This window comes from Nocardioides marinquilinus (assembly GCF_039543705.1).
GTDB lineage: Bacteria > Actinomycetota > Actinomycetes > Propionibacteriales > Nocardioidaceae > Nocardioides > Nocardioides marinquilinus.
On sequence record NZ_BAABKG010000002.1, the window covers coordinates 807,001 to 827,978 of the forward strand.

Consider the following 20,978-nt stretch of genomic DNA (forward strand, 5'->3'; position numbering starts at 1 on the left):
GTTTCGTGGACCCGGACCTTGATTTTCGTCAGGGACTACCGGCCTGAGGTGCTCCCGGACGACGTCCGCCGGGCCGCCGTGGAGGGTGCCTGTGGAGAGCGGAGCGGGGACGGGGCGCGGCGTCGCACACTGACGCCGTGTTCGAACCGGAGCCCTGGCACCCGGCGCGGCCGGGGCTCTTCCGGCCGGCGCCGCTCGACCCGACGGGCGAGCACGGCCCGACGCGGTCGCAGGCCCAGGGGCCGAGGGTCAGGCGCACGTCCCACGGCCTCTACGTCCCCGCCTGGGTCGAACCGACGACGGCCCAGCGCATCGTCGAGGCGGCCGCACTGACCCGCGGGGGCCAGTGCGTCACCGGCTGGGCGTCGCTGTGCTGGCGAGGTGCGCGGTGGTTCACCGGCACGGACGCCGTCGGGCGTGAGCGGCCGGTCGAGCTGCTGGTCAGCACCCGTGACCTGCGACCACGGCCCGGCATCACCGTCACCGGCGAAGGCATCGCGGCCGACCAGCGGGAGGTTGTCGACGGCGTGCAGCTGGTCGACGTCCGGGCGGCGGTGTCCTTCCTCATGCGGCGGGCGGCCTCGGTGCGCGAGGCGGTGCGCGTGCTCGACATGGCGGCGTACGACGACGTCGTCTCCGTCGCCGAGATGGACGGCTACCTGAGCCCCGGGCAGAACAGCTGGACGGGCGTGCCCCGGGCGCGTGCGGCAGTGCCGCTGTGCAGCGAGGCGTCGTGGTCTCCGGCAGAGGTCGACCTGCGGCTGACCTGGGTGCTGGACGGCGGGTTCCCGGCGCCGCTCGTCAACGCGCCGGTCTTCGACGCCGAGGGCCGCCACGTCGCCACCCCCGACCTGATCGACGTCGAGGCCGGCGTCGCGGGGGAGTACGAGGGCGGCATCCACCTCGACCGTGCCACGCGCGCGGCCGACGTCCGACGCGAGGCCGCCCTGCGCGCTCACGACCTCGAGGTCGTCACGATGACGGCCGACGACCGTCTGACGCCGCGGCGGTTCCTGGCTCGGCTCGAGGAGGCCTACCACCGTGCCGGCCGACGTCGCGGAGCCCGCAGCTGGACCACCGACCCACCGAGCTGGTGGACGCCGACCGCCACCGTCGCGCAGCGCCGCGCCCTCACGCCCGACCAGCGCCGCCGGTTCCTGCGCTACCGCGCCTCGTGATTGTCGTCCAAGCGCCGGTAGTCCCTGACGAAAGTCAAGGTTGCGGCGTCGGAATCCTTGATCTTCGTCAGGGACTACCGGGCCCGGCCGTCGACCACCCCACCACCCTGAGGCGTCAGACGACCTCGATGAAGAAGTGGGCGACGAAGTAGCAGGCGGCGGCGGCGGAGGCGGCGGCGGGGAAGGTGAGGACCCAGGCGGCGAGGATGGAGCGGGCGACGCCCCAGCGGACGGCCGAGAGGCGCTTGGTGGCGCCGACGCCCATCACCGCGGAGGTGATGGTGTGGGTGGTCGAGATGGGGGCCTCGTAGACGTAGGCCGTCGTGTAGAGCACCGAGGCGGCGACCGACTCGGCGGCGAACCCGCGGGGCGGGTCGAGGTGGATGATGCGCCGTCCGAGGGTGCGCATGATGCGCCAGCCACCGGAGTAGGTGCCGAGCGAGATCGCGCTCGCCGCGGCGATGATCACCCACACCGGCAGGTCGTCGCCGGCGGTGGCGTAGCCGCCCGCGACGAGCGCCAGGAAGATCACGCCCATCGTCTTCTGGGCGTCCTGCAGGCCGTGGCCGAGCGCCATCGCGGCGGCCGAGACGGTCTGGGCCACCTTGAACCCGCGGTTGGCCTTGGTGGGCTTCATCCGGCGGAAGGCCCACATGATGCCGAGCATCACCACGAACCCGGCGCCGAAGGCGAACAGCGGCGAGAGCACCATCGGGATGAGCACCTTGTCGACCACGGTGTCCCACTTGACCGTGACGCCGCCCGCGATCGCGGCGCCGCCGAGGCCGCCGATGAGCGCGTGGGACGACGACGACGGCAGCCCGAAGTACCAGGTCACCATGTTCCAGGTGATGGCCCCGAGCAGGCCCGCCATGACGATGACGAGGGCGTGCACGGGGTCGTTGTCGAGCATGTCGTCGGGGAAGGCGATCACGTCCGCCACCGTCTGGGCCACCTTCTGGCCCAGGAACGCCCCGACGAAGTTCATGACCGCGGCGAGGATGAGCGCCACGCGCGGGGTCAGCGCCCGCGTCGAGACCGACGTCGCGATGGCGTTGGCGGCGTCGTGGAAGCCGTTGGTGTAGTCGAAGACGAGCGCGACGAGGATGACGGCGATGACGATCGCCAGCGTCATTGACACGAGGTCAGCTCTCCTTGACCGCGATCGTCTCCACGATGTTGGCCACCTTCTCGAAGGCGTCGACCGCCGCCTCGAGGGACTCGACGATGTCCTTGAGCTTGAGCACCTCGATGGTCTTGTACTCGCCGGAGAACAGGTGGGCCAGCGTGCGGCGGTGGTTCTTGTCGCCGGCGTTCTCGAGCCGGTTGATCTCGATCCAGTACTCCTCGAGCGACTGCATCGCCTGCAGCCGTGGCATGGCGTCGGCGGTCAGCTCGGCGCAGCGCTGCAGCACCTCGACCTGCTGCGACAGCATCGCCGGCAGCATCTTCACCTCGTAGAGCAGGATCAGGTCGACGACCTCGTCCATCTCGTCCATGACGTCGTCGAGGCCCGAGGCGAGGGCGTAGATGTCCTCGCGGTCGAACGGCGTGACGAACGTGGAGTTCACGCGGCGGATGAGGGCGTGGGTCGTCTCGTCGGCGTCGTGCTCGGCCGCGCGCATGCGGGCCGCGACGTCGTCCTTGTCAGACCCCTCGGCGAGCATCTCGGCCAGCAGCGCAGCCCCGACGACGAGGTGCTGGGCCTGTTCGGCGAAGAGCTGGTAGAACGCCGAGTCGACAGGGCGGAATCGCAGGGCCACGTGACGAGAGCGTAGGGGGTGGCCAGCGTGGGAGGTCAACCCGAGGCGACCCTCGACCGGCCTCGGTGCGTGCTGCGGGCGCCGGTCAGGACGACGAGCGCCGCCGCCGCTGCCCCTCGATGAGCGCCTCCTGGAGGTGCACGGTGCCCTCGTTGCGGGTCCAGACGCCGTCGCTGCCGAGCTCCCAGGCGAAGGTGTCGTGCGCGAAGGCGAGGTCGAGCAGCTCGCGGATGGCGCCCACGCTCTCCTCGTCCGGCAGGCGCACCAGCACCTCGACACGGCGGTCGAGGTTGCGGTGCATCAGGTCGGCCGACCCGAGCCAGGCGTTGGGCTCGCCGCCGTTGTCGAACCAGAAGACCCGGCTGTGCTCGAGGAACCGGCCGAGCACCGAGCGCACGGTGATGTTCTCCGACAGGCCGGGGACGCCGGGCCGCAGCGCGCAGATGCCGCGCACCATCAGCTCGACCCGCACCCCCTCCTGGGAGGCGAGGTAGAGCGCGTCGACCACGGCCTCGTCGACGATCGAGTTGGCCTTGATGCGGATGCCGGAGGAGCGGCCCGCCTCGTGGTGGGCGATCTCGCGGTGGATCTGCGCGATCAGCCCGCTGCGCACCGAGTTCGGCGCGACCAGCAGCTGGTGGTACTCAGGGTCGCGCGACCAGCCGGAGAGGTTGTTGAACAGGTGGGCGACGTCCTCGCCGATGGCCTCGTCGGTGGTGATGAGGCCGAGGTCCTCGTAGGTGCGCGCGGTCTTGGAGTTGTAGTTGCCGGTGCCGATGTGGGTGTAGCGCCGGATGCCGTCGGGCTCGTCGCGCACCACCAGCGCCGCCTTGCAGTGCGTCTTCAGGCCGACCAGGCCGTAGACGACGTGGCAGCCGGCGTGCTCGAGCTTGCGGGCCCACCGGATGTTGGCCTCCTCGTCGAAGCGGGCCTTGATCTCGACGATCACCAGCACCTGCTTGCCGGCCTCGGCGGCGTCGACGAGGGCGTCGATGATCGGGCTGTCGCCGGAGGTGCGGTAGAGCGTCTGCTTGATCGCCAGCACCTGCGGGTCGGCGGCCGCCTGCTCGATGAAGCGCTGCACCGAGGTGGCGAACGAATCGTACGGGTGGTGCAGCAGGACGTCGTGCCGCCGGGCGGCCTTGAAGACGTCGACCGGCTTCGACGACTCCACCTCGGCCAGCCGCAGGTGCGTGGTCGGCACGAACGCGGGGTGCTTGAGCTCTTCGCGGCTGAGGTCGGCGATGCTGTGCAGGCCGCGCAGGTCGAGCGGGCCGGGCAGCCGGAAGACCTCCTCCGTGGCCACGCCGAGCTCGCTCACGAGCAGGTCGAGCACGCTGTCGGAGATGGTCTCCTCGACCTCCAGGCGCACCGGCGGGCCGAAGCGGCGCCGCAGCAGCTCCTTCTCCAGGGCCGCCAGCAGGTTCTCGGCGTCGTCCTCCTCGACCTCGAGGTCCTCGTTGCGGGTGACGCGGAACATGTGCGACTCGAGCACGTCCATGCCCGGGAAGAGCCGCTTGAGGTGCGCGCCGATGACGTCCTCGAGCGGCACGAACCGCGCCCCGCTGCTGGAGGACGGCCCGACCGGCACGAACCGGTCGAAGATCGGCGGCACCTTCACCCGCGCGAAGTGCTCCTTGCCGGTGGTGGGGTTGCGCAGCACGACGGCGAGGTTGAGCGAGAGGCCGGAGATGTAGGGGAACGGGTGGGCCGGGTCGACCGCGAGCGGCGTCAGCACGGGGTAGATGCGGTCCTTGAACAGGCGCTTGCAGGCCTTCTGCTCCTCGCGGTCGAGGTCGTCCCAGCGCACCAGCTCGATGTGCTCCTCGGCGAGCGCGGGCACGATCTCGTCGCGGAAGACCTCGGCCTGCCGCACGCTCAGGGCGTGGGCGAGGTCCCAGATCTGCTCGAGCACCTCGCGCGGCATCAGCCCGGACGCCGCCCGCACGGCCAGGCCGGCGGCGATGCGTCGCTTGAGGCCGGCCACGCGCACCATGAAGAACTCGTCGAGGTTGCTGGAGACGAACGCGAGCGAGCGCACCCGCTCCAGCAGCGGCATCGTCGGGTCCTCGGCCGGGGCCAGCACCCGCTCGTTGAACCGAAGCCACGACAGCTCGCGGTCGAGGAAGCGGTCCTCGAACTTCTCGACCGCGGCGACCAGCTCGGCGTCGGGCTCGTAGGGGACGTCGACCTCGTAGGCCTCGTCGGGCACGCCCGCGCCGGTGGCGGCACTCGCGGCGGGGTCGGGCACGATCTCGAGCGTCATGGGCTGAGTCTTCCACCGCCGGGTGAACGCTAGGTTGACGACCGTGAGACTGCCGCTGCGGCTCGAGTCCCTCGGCGTCCGCGCCGCCCTGGCGCTGCCCGACCGGGCGCAGCGCGCGCTGGCCGGTCGTCCCGTCGTCCACGACGGGCAGACGCTGAGCGTCGAGACCCAGCTGATGCTGCGGCTGCGGGCCCTGGTGCGCATGCCGGAGGCCGAGCGGCTGCCGGTGCCGCAGGGCCGGGTCGAGATCGACCGGCAGACCGTGATCGTCGGCGGCCGGCAGCCCGTCGGGTCGGCGCGCGACCTGGCGGTGGCCGGGGTGCCGGCGCGGCTCTACACGCCGACCGGCGCGACGTCCGCGCCCGGTCCGCTGCTGGTCTACCTGCACGGCGGCGCGTTCGTCTTCGGCGGCCTCGACTCGCACGACGCGACCTGCCGGGTGCTGACGCAGGAGGCCGGCGTCCGCGTGCTGGCGGTCGACTACCGGCTGGCGCCCGAGCACCGGTTCCCGGCGGCGTACGACGACGCGGTGGCGGCCTACCGCTGGGTCGTCGAGCACGCCGCCGAGGTGGGGGCCGACCCGGCGCGGCTCGCGGTCGGCGGTGACTCCGCGGGCGGCAACCTGGCCGCCGGCGTGGCCGCGGTGGCGGCCCGCGAGGGCCTGCCGCTGGCGCTGCAGCTGCTGATCTATCCCGCCACCGACAGCACCCGCGACGCCCGCACCTACCCGAGCATCGCCGCCTTCGGCGAGGGCTTCTACCTCACCCACCGCTTCCTCGAGCTGGGCTTCGAGAGCTACCTGCCCGACCCCGCGGCGGCCGCGGACCCCCGCACCTCGCCGCTGCTGGACGACGTCCCCGAGGGCCTGGCGCCCGCGTACGTCGCGACCGCCGGCTTCGACCCGCTGCGCGACGAGGGCGAGGCCCACGCCCGCCGGCTCTCCGACGCCGGGGTGCCGGTCGAGCTGCGGCGCTTCGAGGACCAGATCCACGGCTTCGTGCACCTCGTGGGGGTCGGACGACGCGCGCGCGCCGCCGTCGACGAGATCGCCGCCGCGCTGCGGAAGGGCCTCGGCGCGCCCGCTGCCTGACCGGTCTCGGCTAGGGCGAGACGGGCGCGGCGGGGGCGTACTGCACGTGCGTGTCGTCGGCGGCGTGGGTGAACCCGAGGCCGCTGTAGGTGCGCCGCGCGCGCTCGTTGTCGCTCTCGACGTAGAGCAGGATCTGCGCGACACCGCGGTCGGCGAGGTGGTGCAGCCCCGCGAGCGTGAGGGCCTTGCCGAGGCCGCGGCCCTGCGCGGCCGGGCCGACGGCCATCACGTAGACCTCGCCGAGGTGCTCGTCGAGCTGCTTGGTCCAGTGGAAGCCGAGCAGCGTGAGGTCGGCGGTGTCGACGGCGAGCAGCAACCCGGCGGGGTCGAACCACGGCTCCGCCATCCGCTCGGCGAGCCCGGCGTGGTCGAGGGCGCCCTGCTCGGGGTGGTGGGCGAAGGCGGCGGCGTTGACGGCGAGGACGTCGTCGGCGTCGGTGTCGCGGTAGCCGCGGACCTCGACGCCGCCGGGCACCACCAGCGGCGGCAGGGGTGCGGCGTCCGGTCCCGTGACCGCGCGGCGCATGACCCACAGGTCGCGCACGCGCGTCCAGCCGTGGCGGGCCGCGAGCCGCGCCGCGGCCGGGTGGTCGCCGTGCGACCAGGCGCGGTCGGCGCCCGCCCCGTCGAGCGCGGCCGCGAGCGCGGTGCCGGTGCCGCGGCCGCGGGCCTCGGGGGCCACCGCGAGGGCCAGCTCGCCGTCGCGCACCAGCGCGAAGCCGGTGCCGTCGCCGTCGACCTCGAGCCGGGCGCCGTCGGTGCCGTGGTTCTTCAGCGCCAGCGCGGCGGCCTCGTCGAGGGGGTCGTGGCCGTCGGCGGCCACGCAGGCCCGGCGGACGGCGTCCACCACCGTCACCGGGTCGGGCTGGGTGGGGGTGCTCACCCGGCCGATCGTAGGGCGGACGGCGGCCGTGGATCACGGGAGCCGCGGTCGCGGGCGGCTCGTACAGTGGATCGGGTGACCAGTCCCCTCCTCGACCTGCCGGGCGCCGTGGGCGGCGACGGCGTCGACGCGCCCGTCGCGGCGCACTACGGCTCGTTCAACGGCGAGCAGCGCGCGCTCGAGGCGGGGGAGGGGTTCGTCGACCTGTCCCACCACGAGGTGCTGCGCATCGCCGGGCCCGACCGGCTCACCTGGCTGCACAGCCTGACCACCCAGCACCTGACCGACCTCGCGCCCGGCGTCCCGACCCAGGCGCTGGTGCTCAGCCCGCAGGGCCACGTGGAGCACGAGATGCGCGGCACCGACGACGGCGAGGCGCTGACGGTCTTCACCGAGCCCGGCCGCGCGGGCGCGCTCGCGGAGTTCCTCGAGCGCATGAAGTTCATGATGCGCGTTGAGATCACCGACCTCACCGACGAGCTCGCGCTCACCTGGCGCCCCGCCACCGGTCACCGGCTGGTGCCGCGCGCCGAGCTGACCACGTTCGCCGAGGCCGCCGGCCCCGCCGCGGGCACGTGGGCCTACGAGGCGCTGCGCATCGCGCGGGGCGAGCCGCGCTTCGGCCTCGACACCGACCACCGCACCATCCCCAACGAGGTCGGCTGGATCGGGCCCGCCGTCCACCTCGACAAGGGCTGCTACCGCGGCCAGGAGACGGTCGCCCGGGTGCACACCCTCGGCCGCCCGCCGCGCCGCCTGACGCTGCTGCACCTCGACGGCTCCGAGAACCGGCTGCCGGCGCCCGGCAGCGAGGTGCGGGCCGGCGAGAAGGCCGTCGGCACCGTGGGCTCCTCCGCCCGCCACCACGAGCTCGGGCCCATCGCCCTCGCGCTGCTCAAGCGCAACACCCCCGTCGACGCCGAGCTGATGGTCGACGGCGTCGCCGCCGCCCAGGAGGTGCTCGTCGACCCCGAGGTCGGGCTGCACGTGCGGCCCCGGCTGCGCTGAGCCGGGCGGGCCGGGGCTCGCGCGCGACTGACTCACCGTTGGCAGCACTTTCCCGCCCGTATACGGGCGGGGGAGTCGGTCGAACGGTGAGGTAGTGCTGCGCGGACGCCGCCCACACCAGCCGGAGCGGATCGGCAGCGAGACCGTGACCCTCAGCCGGCGGTGCGGCGGTCCCTTCTGGCGCGGATCTCGCGGGCGTTGCGTTCGAGGTGTTGCGGCAGCGCCGTGCCGTAGCGCGCGACCGTGTGCTCCCAGTCGCGCATGAGCCGTTGCGCGGCGCGGGCGCGGCCGGCACCGAAGAAGTCGTCCCAGTAGAGGTTGGTGACCCCGAGCCCCTCGTCGGTGATCTCGCGCTCGCGCTTGCGCTCGTCGAAGACCACCGAGCGGGCCTCGCGGTCGGCCACGCCGCCCTGCTCCGGCGTGAGCACCTTGACCAGGCCGTGGGTCTCGACGACGTGGCGGCCGATGCGGATGTCGCACCACCTGACCCGGCCATCGGCGAGCCGGATCGGGAACTGGGTCTCGGGCTCGCCGATCCCGAGGCCGATCACGAGCTCGCGCCCGAGGGACTCGATCGCGCTCTCGGCCCCCGGGTCGGCGAGGTCGATGATCTCCCGCACCGTCGTGACGTAGGGCCAGTGGCGCATGACGTCGACCGCCTCCCACAGGTCGCCACGGGTGACGCCGCGCCGCAGGGCGCTGTCGGCCGTCACCAGCCCCGCCCGCAGGCCGTGCTCGCGGGCCACGTCGCACACGGTGCGGGCCACGTCGAGCGTCGCGTGCCCGTCGACGTCCACCACCTGCTGAGGGCGGTAGCGCGCGAGGTGGTGCTTCACGTGGCCCTTGGTCCAGGCGTTGGTGTGCCCGGGGCGGGTGATGTGGGCGTACGCCCGCTCGGGCGCCAGCATCTCGAGGCCGTGGGCGTGGGCGGCCGAGTCGTGGCTGAGCACCCATGCCCGCTTCATGGCGAGCACCGCCGCCTTCGCGCGCAGCAGCGGCCGGCCGCGCCACTCGTCGAGCGATTCCCACACCTCGGCGTCGGCGTAGACCCCGCGGTGGACGATGACCCACCGTCCCGTCCGCACGTGCGCGCTCAGCTCGCTCGGACCGACGCCGAGGTCGAGCGCACGTGAACGGGTGATGAGCCCACCGCTGGTCGCGAGATGGCCGACGACTCGTGGATGCATGTCGGGCATGGTGGCCGCTCGGCCCGTTCCCCGCAGCCGCCGCGGGACGACCTGTGGATGACCGCCTGCGACGCGCGTCGTCCGGCGTCCGCCGTCCCCAACCACCTCACCTCCGGGGCCCCTTTCCCGCCCGTATGCGGGCGGGGGAGTCCGCGGTGCGGTGAGTCAGTCGACGCCGGCCACGTCGGAGGGCGGGACAGATCTGTCCCCGCGGGAGCCGGGCCCGCGCGGCGGCGTCTGGCCGTCCGGCACGACCAACTCACCGGACGACGCACCTACCCGCCCAAACGGGGGCGGGTAGGTGAAGGCGGCGGTGAGGTAGACGCCAGGGGCCGCGGGCCGACGCGGGCCGGACGCCGAGCGCCTGCCGCGGGCGGGGACGCCTCAGGCGTCGGCGCGCTCGCGCGCGGGGGCGTCGACGTCGACGTCCGGGCCCTGCTTGGGCGGCAGCACGAAGCGGTAGCCGACGTTGCGGACGGTGCCGATGAGGGTCTCGTTGTCGGGGCCGAGCTTGGCGCGCAGGCGGCGCACGTGGACGTCGACGGTGCGGGTGCCGCCGAAGTAGTCGTAGCCCCACACCTCCTGCAGCAGCTGCTGGCGGCTGAAGACCCGGCCCGGGTGCTGGGCGAGGAACTTCAGCAGCTCGAACTCCTTGAAGGTCAGGTCGAGGGCGCGCGAGCCGACCTTGGCGGTGTAGGCGGCGTCGTCGACGACCACGCCGCCGGAGCGGATGACGTGCGCGTCGGGGCTGGCGGCGTCGCGGGCCGCGGCGAGGGCGCCGATGGCCAGGCGGATGCGCGCCTCGAGCTCGGCGGGTCCGCAGGTGTGGAGGACGACGTCGTCCATGCCCCAGTCGTGGCTGACGACCGCCAGGCCGCCCTCGGTGACGAGCAGCAGCACGGGGACGTCGGTGCCGGTGGTGCGGATCAGGCGGCACAGGTCGCGCGCCCCGGCGAGGTCCTGGCGGCCGTCGACGAGCAGCAGGTCGGAGTCGGGCGCCTCGAGCAGCGCGCTGCCCTCGGCGGGCAGGATCTTGACGCCGTGGCCCAGCAGGGCCAGCGCGGGCACGATCTCGGCAGAGGGCTGCAGCGCGTTGGTCAGCAGCAGCAGGGTGCTCATCGGGGGTTGCTCCTCACCGCACGGGCGGGCGGGGTCGGGAGGCAGAACACGTCGTCGGGCTCCAGCCGGTTGTCCGAGGGTGAAGAATACCGACCGTGAGCCCCTCCCGCAGCGAGACGGCCGTCGGCGAGACGGCGGCGGTGCGCGTGCGCTACTGGGCCTCGGCCCGCGCCGCGGCCGGCACCGCCGGCGAGGACGTCGCCGTCGACGGTCCGCTCACCCTTGCCGAGCTGGTCGACCGGGTCGTCGCCCAGCACCCCGGCGGCCGCCTGCCGCAGGTGCTCGAGGCGTGCTCGGTGCTGGTCGGCGACCGGCCCGTCGCGTCGTCCGACCCGCGTGAGGTCGTCGTCGAGCCGGGTGACTCGGTCGAGTTCCTGCCGCCGTTCGCGGGCGGCTGAGCCGTGCCGGTCGGAGCCTGGGTCGCGCTCGCGGCCGTGGCGGTCGTCGCCGCGTTCGGCGGCTGGCGGCTGGTCGTCGACGGCCGGTTCCGGCGGCACGACGTTGCCGCGCCGGCCGAGCCCGAGCCCGCAGGCGCCCTGGCCGGCACGCCGTGGGCGGCCGAGCTGGGGGAGCGGGCGACCCTGCTGCAGTTCTCCTCGGCGTTCTGCGCCCCGTGCCGCGCGACCCGGGTGGTGCTGGCGGCCGTCGCGCACGAGGAGCCCGGCGTGCGGCACGTGGAGGTCGACGCCGAGCAGCACCTCGACGTCGTCCGGCGGCTGAAGGTGCTGCGCACTCCGACGACGATCGTGCTCGACCACGCGGGTCGCGAGCTGGGTCGCGCCGCCGGTGCCCCCACGCGCGAGCAGGTCGTCCGCGCGCTGCCGGCCGCCCGCTGACCCGACTGCAGCCGACCGGACCGTAGTTACTCTGTCGACATGGCCGGCATCGACCCGCGCGGACCCCAGCTCGCCGCCTCGCTCACGGCCGTCGTCCTGGTCGTGTGCCTGCTGACCCTGCCCGGCCCGTGGGGCGTCGCGCTCCTCGCCGTGCAGGCGGCGCTGTTCGCCACCGGCGCCGCGCTCGGCGTGCAGCGCACCCCCGCGGCCTGGCTGTTCCGCACCGTGGTGCGGCCCCGCCTCGCGCCGCCCGAGCACCTCGAGGACCCCGCGCCGCCGCGCTTCGCGCAGGCCGTCGGGCTCGGCTTCGCCGTGGTCGGCCTGGTCGGCTTCCTCACCGGCGTCGACCCCCTCGGCTACGTCGCGGTCGGCCTCGCGCTGGTGGCCGCGCTGCTCAATGCCGTCCTGCGGCTCTGCCTGGGCTGCGAGCTCTACCTCCTCCTGCTCCGACTGCAGCCGCGCGGCACCTGAGCCGCGCCTGCGAGACTGCCGCGCATGACGACCGGGGACGACGCGCCGCTGGGCGTGCTCGTCGTCTGCGTCGGCAACCGCTGCCGCTCGCCGCTGGCCGAGCGGCTCCTGCAGCAGCGCCTCGACCGCGCCGCGCCCGGCCGGGCCGTCGTCACCAGCGCCGGCACGATCGGACCCGACGGCCACCCCATGGACGCCGACGCCGCCGCCGAGCTGGTGCGCCTCGGCGGCGACCCCGCCGGCTTCGTCGCGCGCCGCCTCACGCCCGAGATGGCCGCCGGCGCCGACCTCGTCCTCACCGCCACCGCCGACCTGCGGCAGCGGGTGGTGGCGCTGACGCCACGCGCCCTCAAGCGCACCTTCACCCTCACCGAGCTCGCGGCCGTGCTCGAGGCCGGTGGCCTGGACGACGTCGCCCTCCGCGACCTGCCCCGCGCGGCCGCGGCACGTCGTCCGGCGGCCGCCGCGGCCCCCGACGTCCCCGACCCGATCGGGCTCGGGCCGCAGGCGCACCGGGAGGCGGCCGACCGGATCGAGGCGGCCGTCGACGTGATCGCGGCGGCGCTGGCGCGCTGAGCGGCGCCGGCGCGCTGGGCGGCGCGGCTCAGCTCTTGCGGCGCCGGCCGCCGCCGGCGGGCGCGCCCTTGAGCCGGCGGGTGCGGTCCTGGCCGTAGTAGTAGTCCTTCGACCGGCGTCCGTCGGGCACCCGGTTGAACACGAGGCCGAGCACGGTGCCCTGCACGGTCTCGAGCTGGCCGAGGCACTCCGCGAGCTCGTGGTCGAGGGTGCGGCCGTGCGAGACGACGACGAGCGCGCCGTCGCTGTGGCGGGTGAGCACGGCGCCGTCGGTGACCGGCAGCAGCGGGGGAGCGTCGATGACGACCATCCCCTTGAGCGCCAGCTCGGCCAGCACGCCCTGCATCGCCTGCGAGCCGAGCAGCTCGCTCGGGTTGGGCGGCGTCGAGCCGGCGGCGAGCACCGAGAGCCGCGGGTAGTCCGGGTGGTCCTGCAGCACGTCCTCGAGGTCGGCCCGGCCGATGATCAGGTCGGTGAGGCCGGCGCCCTCGACCAGCCCGAGGGTCGCGGCCACGGTCGGACGCCGCAGGTCGCCGTCCACGAGCGTGACCGCCTGGCCCGACAGCGCGATGGCGGCGGCGAGGTTGGCCGCCACGGTCGACTTGCCGTCCTCGGGGCGCGGGCTGGCGACGACGATGACCCGGGGCGGGCTGTCGACCGACATGTACGACAGGTTGGTGCGCAGCTTGCGGAAGGCCTCGCCCGAGGTCCACGAGCCGGCGTCGCGGTCGTCGGAGACCTGGATGCCGCGCGGCCGGGCGCCCTTGTTGAGCGGGATGCGCCCCACGATCGGCGTGCCGAACCGCTTCTCGACGTCGTCGTCGGCGCGCAGCCGCCGGTCGACCACCGAGCGCACGACCGCGTAGCCGACGGCGAGCAGCGCGCCGAGCACGAGGCCGAGCCCGAGGTTGAGCGCCGGGCGCGGCGAGACCGGGCTCGTGGGCAGCGCGGCCGACTCGACGGGCTCGACCCGCAGCACCCCCGGTGCGGCGTCGCCCTGCGGGTTCTCCAGCTCGGCGACGCGGTCGGCCAGCGCCCGCACCCACGCGTCGGCCAGCTGCTGCGCCTCGGTGGGCGAGCCCGACCGCGCCTGGATCTTGATGAGCACCGTGTCGGCCGGCTGCTCGACCTGGATCTGCCCGATCAGCGACGCCGCGCTCTCGTCGAGGCCGAGGTCGTCGATGACGAGGTCGGCCACGGCACGGCTCGAGGCGATGTCGACGTAGGAGGCCGCCCGCGACTTCGCGAGCGTGTCGTTCACCGAGTTGGACGCCGCGTCGCCGGCCCCGCCGGCGGTCACGAAGCCGCTCGCGTCGGCGGCGTAGACCTTCGGCTGCGTGAGCGTGTAGGCGCCCGCGGCGAGCACGCTGACGACGACGAGCACCACGACCCCGACCCAGTGGGCGCGCAGCACGCGTCCGTAGTCGAGCAGTTCCATCGTCGGCGCACCTCGCTGTCGGGCAACCGTCTACTCTCCCGGGGTGTCCACGAGTGCCCCGCCGGACGGCTGCGTCACCGTGCACCTTAAGGCGATGGACGCCGTCGTCGCCGTGGAAGTCGCCGGTTCGGGCCGGGCGGCGCTCGCCCGCGAGATCGCTCGCGTGTGGTCGCGCTGCCTCCTCGACGACGCCGGTGCCACCCCGCCCGACGCCACCGTGCGCGTCGTCGTCGACGACGACCCGCGGCTGGTCGCGCAGGCGCGGGCGGACGGCGCCGTGGCCTCCGGCGTCCTGGCGGAGGTGATGCACGGCCTCAGCCCGGTGGTCACGCTCGCCGCGATCGAGCACCAGGCCGGGCGCCTGATGATGCTGCACGCCTGCGGGCTGGCCGACCCGGCGTCGGGTCGCACGGTGGCGCTGGTGGCGGCGTCTGGCACCGGCAAGACCACGGCGGCCCGGCGCGTGGGCACCGCCCTCGGCTACGTCTCCGACGAGACGATCGCGGTGCGCGCCGACGGAACGGTGGCGCCCTACCCGAAGCCGCTGTCGGTGGTCGACGCCGCGGGCGGCTGGGTGAAGCAGCAGGTCTCGCTCGACGAGCTCGGGCTGGTGGCGGCACCCGCGGAGTGCCGCCTGGCCGGTCTGGCGATGCTGGTGCGCGACGGCGCCGAGGAGGCCTGGCTCGAGCCGGTCTCGACGGTCGAGTCGCTGGCGGCGCTCGCCCCGCAGACCTCCTACCTCTCGCGTCTCCCGCGGCCGCTGCACCTGCTGGCCGGGCTGGTGGAGGGCGCCGGCGGCCTCCGGCTGTTGCACTACCGCGACAGCGAGCAGCTGCCGCCGCTGGTGGCCGGGATGCTGGCGTGACGCGCCCGTCGCGGGTCGCCCGCTCGGCCTGGACCGACTGGTACGTCGACGGCGACGACTCCGCCGTCTTCGTCGACGACCAGGTGCTCGTGCTCTCACCGCTCGCCACGCGGCTGTTGCACCACGTCGACGGCGAGGTCACCGTCGCCTCGCTCGCCGACGCCCTCGTCCGCGAGTTCGGCGCCCCGGCCGGCGGCGACGCGACCGCCGCCACCGAGGCGGTGGTGGGCGAGCTGACGGCGTCCGGCGTGCTGGTCGAGGTCGCCGGGTGAGCAGCGCCGACCCGGCCTGGGAGCGCGTGCACGACGTCGCCTGGGTCGAGGACGACGCCCGCGTCGTCGTCCTGCGGCTCGCGCGGCTCGACGCCGAGCCGCTGCTGCTCGACGGCCCGGCGGCCGAGGTGTGGCGCCGGCTCGAGGCGCCCGTCGGCCTCGACGCGCTCGTCGCCGACCTGGCCCACGACTTCGACGGCGACCCCGCCGTCGTCCGCGCCGACGTCGCGGCCTTCCTGCGCGACGCCGAGGCCGCGGGCGTCGTCCGGCCGCTCGACCCGGCCGACCCGGCTGACCCGGTGGCATGAGCGCACCGGCCCTCACCCTCGCCGAGGGGGTGCCGCTCGGCTACGCGCTGGTGCTGCGGGCCGCCGCGGACGTCGGCGTGCGGGCGCTGGCGATCAAGGGCCCGGTGCTGACGGCGCAGGGACTGCGCGGCGAGCACCAGTCGGTCGACGTCGACGTGCTCGTCGACCCGGCCGGCGTCGAGCCGCTGCGCGCCGAGCTGGAGCGGCTCGGCTGGGCCCACGACGGCACCTACGCCACGCCCGGCATCGTGCCCACCCACTCCTTCACCCACAGCCACCCGCGGTGGCCGTGCGGCGTCGACCTGCACCACTGGTTCCCGGGCTTCCTGGCCGACCCGGCCGAGGTCTTCGACGTGCTCTGGGACCGCCGGACGACGGTCGAGGTGGCCCACCACGGCGTCCCGGCCACCGACGTCGTGGCCGGGGCGGCGGTCGCGGCGCTGCACTACCTGCGCGGCGTGCACCGGGCGGCCTCGCTCGACGACCTCGCCGAGCGGGTGCGCACGTCGTGGACGCCGTCCCAGCGCGACGACCTCGCCGTCCTCGCCGCCAACACCGGGTCGACCGAGCCCCTGCGTCCCTTCCTGGACGCCGTGGGCGTCGTCCCGCGGCCGCCGACGCGGGCGGTGGTCAAGCCGCTCGCGCAGTGGGAGCTGCCGTCAGAGCTGGGCACGACCTCGCTGGTGCCGTGGCTGATGGGGCTGCGCGAGACGCCGTGGTGGCGGCGTCCGGCGTTCGTGTGGCGGGCGCTGTGGCTGCGGGAGTCGAACTTCAAGGCGCTGCACTCCACGCGCTCGCTGAGCCGGGCCGAGCTGCGGCGGGCGCGGCGGGCGCGGTTGGTGCGTGCCGCGCGAGGGCTGCGGCAGGGGGTCGCCGACTACCGGCGCCTACGCCGTCGCTGATCTCACATCGTGGATGCGGCATCCAAGGAGTGAGACGGGGAGGGGAATGAATCCGGCCCGATCCGTACTGTGGTTCTCGTGGGGACGACCTGGCTGACGAAGCGGCGCGCAGTGGACCACTGCCGCACGCGCTCGTCCCTGTGTCGCGCCCACTGACGACCACCTCCTAGTTCTTCTAGTCGATCGAGTCACTCCACTATCGTGGAGACGTCGTCCCCCTCAGCGCAGCAGCACGCCCATCCGCACGCCGCACCACCGCCGACCGAAAGGCACCGCACCATGACCCGCGAGAACGCACTCGTCACCGCCCAGTGGGTCGAGGACAACCTCGACACGCCCGGCATCGTCCTCGTCGAGGTCGACGAGGACACCACGGCCTACGACAAGGGCCACATCAAGGGGGCCGTCAAGCTCGACTGGTCCACCGAGCTGCAGGACCAGGTCCGCCGCGACTTCGTCAACAAGCAGCAGTTCGAGGAGCTGCTCTCGGGCAAGGGCATCGGCAACGACGACACCGTCGTGCTCTACGGCGGCAACAACAACTGGTTCGCCGCCTACGCCTACTGGTACTTCAAGCTCTACGGCCACCAGGACGTCAAGCTGCTCGACGGCGGCCGCAAGAAGTGGGAGCTCGACAGCCGCGAGCTGACCGACGAGGTGCCCAGCCGCGAGACGACGTCCTACACCGCGCAGGAGCAGGACCACTCGATCCGCGCCTTCCGCGACGAGACGGTCGAGGCCATCGGCACCAAGAACCTCGTCGACGTGCGCAGCCCCGACGAGTACGCCGGCCGCCTGCTCGCCCCGGCCCACCTGCCGCAGGAGATGGCCCAGCGCGCCGGCCACATCCCCACCGCCGCCAACGTGCCGTGGAGCAAGGCCGCGAACGACGACGGCACCTTCAAGTCCGACGACGAGCTGAAGCAGATCTACAGCGACGCCGGTGTCGACTGGAGCAAGGACACCATCGCCTACTGCCGCATCGGCGAGCGCTCGAGCCACACCTGGTTCGTGCTGCACGAGCTGCTCGGCCAGCAGAACGTGAAGAACTACGACGGCTCGTGGACCGAGTACGGCTCGCTCGTCGGCGTCCCGGTCGTGCTGGGTGACGAGAAGGGTGAGGCCTGATGTGCGGCGCCAAGAAGGGCGGCCTCTCGCTCGACGGCGTCGACGTCGCCAAGGAGGCGATCATCCAGGGCCAGGTGGTGCGTGACGGCGAGCCCGTCGGCAACGCCTACGTGCGCCTGCTCGACCGCACCGGCGAGTTCACCGCCGAGGTGCCCACCTCGGCCACCGGCCACTTCCGCTTCTTCGCCGGCGAGGGCAAGTGGACCCTGCGCACCCTCGCCCCCCGCGTCGAGCCCGTCGACAAGCTCGTCCACGCCTCCGTGGGCGACGTCGCCGAGGTCACCATCCCGATCTGAGTTCTCCACAGCTCACGCTGACCCGTCAGACATGTCTGACGGGTCAGCGTCATTTCAGCGCTCGAGCAGCACCGTGAACGGGCCGTCGTTGACCGAGGCGACCTGCATGTCGGCGCCGAAGACGCCGCGGGCCACGCGGGCGCCGAGGCGCTCGAGCTCGGCGCACACCGCCTCGTAGAGCGGCTCGCTGACCGGTCCGGGGGCGGCGGCCTCCCAGGTGGGACGGCGTCCCTTGCGGGCGTCGCCGTAGAGCGTGAACTGGCTGACCACGAGCACCGGCGCGCCGACGTCGGACGCCGAGCGCTCGCCGTCCAGGATGCGCAGGCCCCACACCTTGCGGGCCAGCCACGCGACCTCGTCGGGGCCGTCGGTGTGGGTGAGGCCGAGGTAGACCAGCAGGCCGGGCCCGTCGAGGGCGCCGACCACCGCGCCGTCCACCGTGACCGACGCCTCCGAGACCCGCTGCACCACCGCTCGCACGGGGCCATTCTGGCAGCACTCTGGCAGCATCGCGCTCCATGCCGACCCCGCTGCCCGAGACCGCGCACCGGGTCGTCTCGGCGGTCTGGGGCGTCTACCTGCTCGCGGTCGCGTGGCTGGTGTGGAACCCGGTGCCGTCGGCTCCGACCACCTCGGTGTTCTGGCTCTCCGACCTCGCCGGCAGCCTCGGTCTCACCGTGCTGACGCCCGACCGGGCCGAGGTGCTGCTCAACGTGGTGATGCTGGTGCCGCTCAGCCTGGTCGGCGGGCTGCTGTTCCCGCGGCTGCGCGTGGCCGACTGGACGACGATCGGCTTCGTCACCAGCCTGCTCATCGAGGTCGTGCAGCGGCTGCTGCTGCCAACCCGCACCGGGTCGAGCCGCGACGTGGTCGCCAACACGCTCGGCGCGCTGCTCGGGGCACTGCTGCTGGGGGCGGCGCTGCGCGGCTGGGCCGCCTGGCAGCATGCGCGGCATGAACGACACCGCCGTCCCGCCTGAGGCCCTGCTCGTCACCGTCGCGCCCACCGGGGCCGAGACCACCAAGGCCGACTGCCCGCAGCTGCCCACCACGCTCGACGAGCTGGTGACCGCGGCGCAGGAGTGCGAGGCGGCCGGCGCCGCGATGGTGCACGTGCACATCCGCGACGACGAGCACCGCCCCAGCCTCGACGGCCGGCGCCTGGCCGAGACCGTCGCCGCGCTGCGCGAGGGCACCGACCTCGTCGTCCAGCTGAGCACCGGCGGCTCGGTGCACGACCCGCTCGAGCAGCGGCTGAAGGTGCTCGACGCCGCCCCCGACTCGTGCAGCCTGACGATGGGCACCACCAACTTCGGCGACGACGTCTTCAGCAACCCGTGGCCGTTCGTCGCCGAGCTCTACCAGCTCAGCCAGGAGCGCGAGGTGGTGCCCGAGTTCGAGCTGTTCGACCTCGGCCACGTCGCCGCGCTGCGCCGGCTGCTCGACCGCCACGGCCTGCCCTACGGCGGCCGTGTGCACTGCGACTTCGTGATGGGCGTGCCCGGCGGCATGCCCGGGACGACGGACGCCCTCGTCGCCGGCGTCGCGGCGCTGCCGCCCGAGGTGACGTCGTGGTCGGCCACCGGCATCGGCCGCACCACACTGCCGGTGGGCCTGGCCGCGCTCAGCAAGGGCGGTCACCTGCGGGTCGGCATGGAGGACGTGCTGACCCTGAGCCGCGGCGTCCCGGTCGAGCGCAACGCCCAGCTGGTCGAGCGGGCGGTGGCGATGGGCGAGCTGGCCCAGCGCCGTCCGATGACGACCGCCGAGGCGCGCACCCTGCTCGGGGTCCGGCCCGCCGCCTGAGCCTCCCTAGACTGGCTCGTCGTGGCGTTCGAGATCCCCGACAACCTGCACCCCGACTGCGCTCCCGTCGTCTGGCTGCTCGGCACCTGGCAGGGCAACGGCCAGGGCGACTACCCGACGATCGAGCCGTTCCACTTCGGCCAGGAGCTGATCTTCACCCACGACGGGCGGCCGTTCTTCCACTACATGTCGCGCTCGTGGATCACCGACGAGAACGGCGAGAAGGTGCGCGACGCCGCCCTCGAGACCGGCTTCCTGCGCTGCCGGCCCGAGGGCCGGCTCGAGCTGCTGCTGGTGCACAACACCGGTGTCACCGAGGTGTGGGACGGACGTGCGGAGGGCGGCCGCATCGAGCTGCGCACGGCGTTCGTCGGCGCGACGCCGTCGGCCAAGCCCGTGACGTCGGGCCACCGGCTCTACGGCAACGTCGAGGGCGACCTCGCCTACGCCTACGACATGGAGGCCGAGGGCCAGGAGCTGCAGCCGCACCTGTGGGCGAGGCTGCGGCGTGCGTGACGTGGCGTGCCCTTCGACGAGCTCAGGGTCCGTGTGGTGACGTCCACGTGAACGGCACCACGGACCCTGAGCCTGTCGAAGGGAAGGACGGCACCACGGACCCTGAGCCTGTCGAAGGGCAGGACGCCACCACCGACGACTGGCGGGCCGAGCTGCGCCGGCGCGGCTACCGGCTGACCCCGCAGCGCGAGCTGATCCTCGCCGCCGTCGACGAGCTCGGCCACGCCACGCCCGACGAGGTGCTCGCCCACGTGCAGCAGCGGGCGTCGTCGGTCAACGCCTCCACGGTCTACCGCACGCTCGAGGTGCTCGAAGAGCTCGGCATGGTGCGCCACCTGCACCTGGGCGACCGGGCGCCGACCTACCACTCGGTGGCCGGCGAGCAGCACTTCCACCTCAAGTGCCGGGTGTGCGAGCGGGTCGTCTCGGTCGACGTCGCGGCCGTGGCGCCGTTCGCCGACCGCCTGCGCGCCGAGCACGGCTTCGTCGCCGACGTCGGGCACCTCACCGTCTTCGGGCACTGCGTCGAGTGCGCCACCGCCCGGCCCGACGGGACGGCGTCCGCCCGGCTCTGACGCTTCGCCTGCGGGCGTCCCCGCGCTGTGCTTCAATGCGCGCGCACCTTCCGACGCAGGGGAGAACCCGATGAAGAAGCTCCTGGCCGGTCTCCTGACCGCGTTCCTGATGACCGCCGGCCTCGTGGCCGCCGGCTCCTCCACCCCGGCCTCGGCCATCTGCGGCGACCCGCAGTACCCCCAGTGCTTCCGCACGCAGACCGGCCTGACGGTCAAGAACGTCGCGCCGCGCAAGAAGTCGTTCACCGCCACCGTGAAGGCGGTCGGCACCAACGCCAAGCCGACCGGCACGTTCGTCTTCCGCTTCAAGAAGGTCGGCGGCGGCCCCGCCGCCACCGTCACCAAGGCAGTGCCGAAGACCGGCCGCGTGACCCTCCAGCGCAGCTTCGGCAAGGGCACGTTCAACGCGACGGTCTCCTACCGTCCCAAGGCCCGCTCGATCTTCAAGGCGTCCACGAGCCCCACGCGCTCGTTCACCATCAAGTAGCCCGACCC

26 protein-coding genes are annotated in these 20,978 nt (G+C 73.8%); 18 read left to right on the forward strand and 8 right to left on the reverse strand.

Features of this window, described 5'->3' with window-relative positions:
* The first annotated feature begins 137 nt into the window (after positions 1-137).
* Entirely contained in the window at positions 138-1,178 is a 1,041-nt protein-coding gene (locus tag ABEA04_RS09915) for a hypothetical protein (RefSeq protein WP_345457691.1), read from the forward strand.
* Positions 1,179-1,293: 115 nt separating this feature from the next.
* On the opposite strand, the gene ABEA04_RS09920 is transcribed toward ABEA04_RS09915, so the two are convergent.
* The 3 genes from ABEA04_RS09920 to ABEA04_RS09930 all read right to left on the reverse strand — a co-directional run bounded on the left by ABEA04_RS09920 (position 1,294) and on the right by ABEA04_RS09930 (position 5,207).
* Positions 1,294-2,313: an inorganic phosphate transporter gene (locus ABEA04_RS09920; protein WP_345458279.1), complete on the reverse strand. Its 1,020-nt coding sequence runs from the start codon at positions 2,311-2,313 to the stop codon at positions 1,294-1,296.
* Positions 2,314-2,323: 10 nt separating this feature from the next.
* The gene (locus ABEA04_RS09925) at positions 2,324-2,941 is read right to left on the reverse strand and encodes a DUF47 domain-containing protein (protein ID WP_345457693.1); all 618 of its coding nucleotides are present in this window, start codon (positions 2,939-2,941) and stop codon (positions 2,324-2,326) included.
* A gap of 85 nt (positions 2,942-3,026) precedes the next feature.
* Positions 3,027-5,207, reverse strand: coding sequence for an RNA degradosome polyphosphate kinase (locus ABEA04_RS09930; RefSeq protein ID WP_345457696.1), 2,181 nt, complete (start codon positions 5,205-5,207; stop codon positions 3,027-3,029).
* Positions 5,208-5,250: 43 nt separating this feature from the next.
* Between ABEA04_RS09930 and ABEA04_RS09935 the strand changes: the two genes are divergently transcribed.
* Complete coding sequence (locus ABEA04_RS09935) at positions 5,251-6,297, forward strand: alpha/beta hydrolase (protein WP_345457699.1); 1,047 nt, start codon at positions 5,251-5,253, stop codon at positions 6,295-6,297.
* A gap of 10 nt (positions 6,298-6,307) precedes the next feature.
* Here ABEA04_RS09935 and mshD read toward each other — a convergent pair whose 3' ends face one another.
* Complete coding sequence (mshD, locus tag ABEA04_RS09940; RefSeq protein ID WP_345457702.1) at positions 6,308-7,180, reverse strand: mycothiol synthase; 873 nt, start codon at positions 7,178-7,180, stop codon at positions 6,308-6,310.
* A gap of 66 nt (positions 7,181-7,246) precedes the next feature.
* Here mshD and ygfZ point away from each other — a divergent pair, with 66 nt between their 5' ends.
* Positions 7,247-8,188 (forward strand): CAF17-like 4Fe-4S cluster assembly/insertion protein YgfZ, encoded by a 942-nt coding sequence (gene ygfZ, locus ABEA04_RS09945; protein ID WP_425577004.1) that lies wholly within the window; start codon positions 7,247-7,249, stop codon positions 8,186-8,188.
* 152 nt (positions 8,189-8,340) lie between these two features.
* Here the strand turns inward: ygfZ and ABEA04_RS09950 are convergent, their stop codons facing one another.
* Positions 8,341-9,375, reverse strand: a complete 1,035-nt coding sequence (locus tag ABEA04_RS09950) for a type IV toxin-antitoxin system AbiEi family antitoxin domain-containing protein (RefSeq protein WP_345457708.1) — start codon at positions 9,373-9,375, stop codon at positions 8,341-8,343.
* Positions 9,376-9,759: 384 nt separating this feature from the next.
* Complete coding sequence (locus ABEA04_RS09955; RefSeq protein WP_345457710.1) at positions 9,760-10,494, reverse strand: winged helix-turn-helix transcriptional regulator; 735 nt, start codon at positions 10,492-10,494, stop codon at positions 9,760-9,762.
* Between the two features lie 95 nt (positions 10,495-10,589).
* Here ABEA04_RS09955 and ABEA04_RS09960 point away from each other — a divergent pair, with 95 nt between their 5' ends.
* From ABEA04_RS09960 to ABEA04_RS09975, 4 genes are read left to right on the forward strand one after another with little or no spacing between them, the layout of a single operon-like run.
* Positions 10,590-10,892 (forward strand): MoaD/ThiS family protein, encoded by a 303-nt coding sequence (locus ABEA04_RS09960; protein ID WP_345457712.1) that lies wholly within the window; start codon positions 10,590-10,592, stop codon positions 10,890-10,892.
* Between the two features lie 3 nt (positions 10,893-10,895).
* Positions 10,896-11,330 carry a TlpA family protein disulfide reductase gene (locus ABEA04_RS09965; RefSeq protein WP_345457715.1) on the forward strand — a complete coding sequence of 145 codons (435 nt, stop codon included), beginning with the start codon at positions 10,896-10,898 and terminating at the stop codon, positions 11,328-11,330.
* A gap of 39 nt (positions 11,331-11,369) precedes the next feature.
* Positions 11,370-11,801, forward strand: a complete 432-nt coding sequence (locus ABEA04_RS09970) for a DUF4395 domain-containing protein (protein ID WP_345457718.1) — start codon at positions 11,370-11,372, stop codon at positions 11,799-11,801.
* A gap of 24 nt (positions 11,802-11,825) precedes the next feature.
* Complete coding sequence (locus ABEA04_RS09975; protein ID WP_345457721.1) at positions 11,826-12,377, forward strand: arsenate reductase/protein-tyrosine-phosphatase family protein; 552 nt, start codon at positions 11,826-11,828, stop codon at positions 12,375-12,377.
* Between the two features lie 28 nt (positions 12,378-12,405).
* Here ABEA04_RS09975 and ABEA04_RS09980 read toward each other — a convergent pair whose 3' ends face one another.
* Positions 12,406-13,815: a tyrosine-protein kinase domain-containing protein gene (locus tag ABEA04_RS09980; protein ID WP_345457724.1), complete on the reverse strand. Its 1,410-nt coding sequence runs from the start codon at positions 13,813-13,815 to the stop codon at positions 12,406-12,408.
* 43 nt (positions 13,816-13,858) lie between these two features.
* Between ABEA04_RS09980 and ABEA04_RS09985 the strand changes: the two genes are divergently transcribed.
* The 6 genes from ABEA04_RS09985 to ABEA04_RS10010 all read left to right on the forward strand — a co-directional run bounded on the left by ABEA04_RS09985 (position 13,859) and on the right by ABEA04_RS10010 (position 17,586).
* Complete coding sequence (locus ABEA04_RS09985; protein ID WP_345457727.1) at positions 13,859-14,680, forward strand: hypothetical protein; 822 nt, start codon at positions 13,859-13,861, stop codon at positions 14,678-14,680.
* The gene (locus ABEA04_RS09990) at positions 14,677-14,952 is read left to right on the forward strand and encodes a PqqD family peptide modification chaperone (RefSeq protein ID WP_345457730.1); all 276 of its coding nucleotides are present in this window, start codon (positions 14,677-14,679) and stop codon (positions 14,950-14,952) included. The genes ABEA04_RS09985 and ABEA04_RS09990 overlap by 4 nt, the downstream gene beginning before the upstream one ends.
* On the forward strand, positions 14,949-15,260 hold the full coding sequence (locus ABEA04_RS09995; RefSeq protein WP_345457732.1) for a PqqD family protein: 312 nt from the start codon (positions 14,949-14,951) through the stop codon (positions 15,258-15,260). The genes ABEA04_RS09990 and ABEA04_RS09995 overlap by 4 nt, the downstream gene beginning before the upstream one ends.
* Positions 15,257-16,162 carry a nucleotidyltransferase family protein gene (locus tag ABEA04_RS10000; protein ID WP_345457735.1) on the forward strand — a complete coding sequence of 302 codons (906 nt, stop codon included), beginning with the start codon at positions 15,257-15,259 and terminating at the stop codon, positions 16,160-16,162. The genes ABEA04_RS09995 and ABEA04_RS10000 overlap by 4 nt, the downstream gene beginning before the upstream one ends.
* 279 nt (positions 16,163-16,441) lie before the next feature.
* Positions 16,442-17,290: a sulfurtransferase gene (locus ABEA04_RS10005; RefSeq protein WP_345457738.1), complete on the forward strand. Its 849-nt coding sequence runs from the start codon at positions 16,442-16,444 to the stop codon at positions 17,288-17,290.
* On the forward strand, positions 17,290-17,586 hold the full coding sequence (locus tag ABEA04_RS10010) for a DUF1416 domain-containing protein (RefSeq protein WP_345457741.1): 297 nt from the start codon (positions 17,290-17,292) through the stop codon (positions 17,584-17,586). The genes ABEA04_RS10005 and ABEA04_RS10010 overlap by 1 nt, the downstream gene beginning before the upstream one ends.
* Positions 17,587-17,640: 54 nt before the next feature.
* On the opposite strand, the gene dtd is transcribed toward ABEA04_RS10010, so the two are convergent.
* Entirely contained in the window at positions 17,641-18,066 is a 426-nt protein-coding gene (gene dtd / locus ABEA04_RS10015; protein ID WP_345457744.1) for a D-aminoacyl-tRNA deacylase, read from the reverse strand.
* Between the two features lie 38 nt (positions 18,067-18,104).
* Here dtd and ABEA04_RS10020 point away from each other — a divergent pair, with 38 nt between their 5' ends.
* The 5 genes from ABEA04_RS10020 (at position 18,105) to ABEA04_RS10040 (ending at position 20,970) form a co-directional block, all read left to right on the forward strand.
* Complete coding sequence (locus tag ABEA04_RS10020; protein ID WP_345457746.1) at positions 18,105-18,566, forward strand: VanZ family protein; 462 nt, start codon at positions 18,105-18,107, stop codon at positions 18,564-18,566.
* On the forward strand, positions 18,541-19,392 hold the full coding sequence (locus ABEA04_RS10025) for a beta-keto acid cleavage family enzyme (protein WP_345457748.1): 852 nt from the start codon (positions 18,541-18,543) through the stop codon (positions 19,390-19,392). Before ABEA04_RS10020 ends, ABEA04_RS10025 begins: the two co-directional genes overlap by 26 nt.
* Positions 19,393-19,413: 21 nt before the next feature.
* Entirely contained in the window at positions 19,414-19,908 is a 495-nt protein-coding gene (locus ABEA04_RS10030) for a heme-binding beta-barrel domain-containing protein (protein ID WP_345457751.1), read from the forward strand.
* A gap of 47 nt (positions 19,909-19,955) precedes the next feature.
* Positions 19,956-20,483 carry a Fur family transcriptional regulator gene (locus tag ABEA04_RS10035; RefSeq protein WP_345457753.1) on the forward strand — a complete coding sequence of 176 codons (528 nt, stop codon included), beginning with the start codon at positions 19,956-19,958 and terminating at the stop codon, positions 20,481-20,483.
* Positions 20,484-20,553: 70 nt separating this feature from the next.
* A complete protein-coding gene (locus ABEA04_RS10040; protein ID WP_345457755.1) occupies positions 20,554-20,970 on the forward strand; it encodes a hypothetical protein in 417 nt (138 codons plus the stop codon).
* Positions 20,971-20,978: the final 8 nt, after the last annotated feature.

What these genes read in the sequence shown, in the direction of transcription:
- ABEA04_RS09920 (WP_345458279.1), bottom strand. Translation starts at nt 2,313, where the DNA reads ATGACGCTGGCGATCGTCATCGCCGTCATCCTCGTCGCGCTCGTCTTC.
- ABEA04_RS09930 (WP_345457696.1), bottom strand. Translation starts at nt 5,207, where the DNA reads ATGACGCTCGAGATCGTGCCCGACCCCGCCGCGAGTGCCGCCACCGGC.
- ABEA04_RS09950 (WP_345457708.1), bottom strand. Translation starts at nt 9,375, where the DNA reads ATGCATCCACGAGTCGTCGGCCATCTCGCGACCAGCGGTGGGCTCATC.
- ABEA04_RS09955 (WP_345457710.1), bottom strand. Translation starts at nt 10,494, where the DNA reads ATGAGCACCCTGCTGCTGCTGACCAACGCGCTGCAGCCCTCTGCCGAG.
- ABEA04_RS09970 (WP_345457718.1), top strand. Translation starts at nt 11,370, where the DNA reads ATGGCCGGCATCGACCCGCGCGGACCCCAGCTCGCCGCCTCGCTCACG.
- ABEA04_RS09975 (WP_345457721.1), top strand. Translation starts at nt 11,826, where the DNA reads ATGACGACCGGGGACGACGCGCCGCTGGGCGTGCTCGTCGTCTGCGTC.
- ABEA04_RS09980 (WP_345457724.1), bottom strand. Translation starts at nt 13,815, where the DNA reads ATGGAACTGCTCGACTACGGACGCGTGCTGCGCGCCCACTGGGTCGGG.
- ABEA04_RS10000 (WP_345457735.1), top strand. Translation starts at nt 15,257, where the DNA reads ATGAGCGCACCGGCCCTCACCCTCGCCGAGGGGGTGCCGCTCGGCTAC.
- ABEA04_RS10005 (WP_345457738.1), top strand. Translation starts at nt 16,442, where the DNA reads ATGACCCGCGAGAACGCACTCGTCACCGCCCAGTGGGTCGAGGACAAC.
- ABEA04_RS10010 (WP_345457741.1), top strand. Translation starts at nt 17,290, where the DNA reads ATGTGCGGCGCCAAGAAGGGCGGCCTCTCGCTCGACGGCGTCGACGTC.
- ABEA04_RS10020 (WP_345457746.1), top strand. Translation starts at nt 18,105, where the DNA reads ATGCCGACCCCGCTGCCCGAGACCGCGCACCGGGTCGTCTCGGCGGTC.
- ABEA04_RS10025 (WP_345457748.1), top strand. Translation starts at nt 18,541, where the DNA reads ATGAACGACACCGCCGTCCCGCCTGAGGCCCTGCTCGTCACCGTCGCG.
- ABEA04_RS10040 (WP_345457755.1), top strand. Translation starts at nt 20,554, where the DNA reads ATGAAGAAGCTCCTGGCCGGTCTCCTGACCGCGTTCCTGATGACCGCC.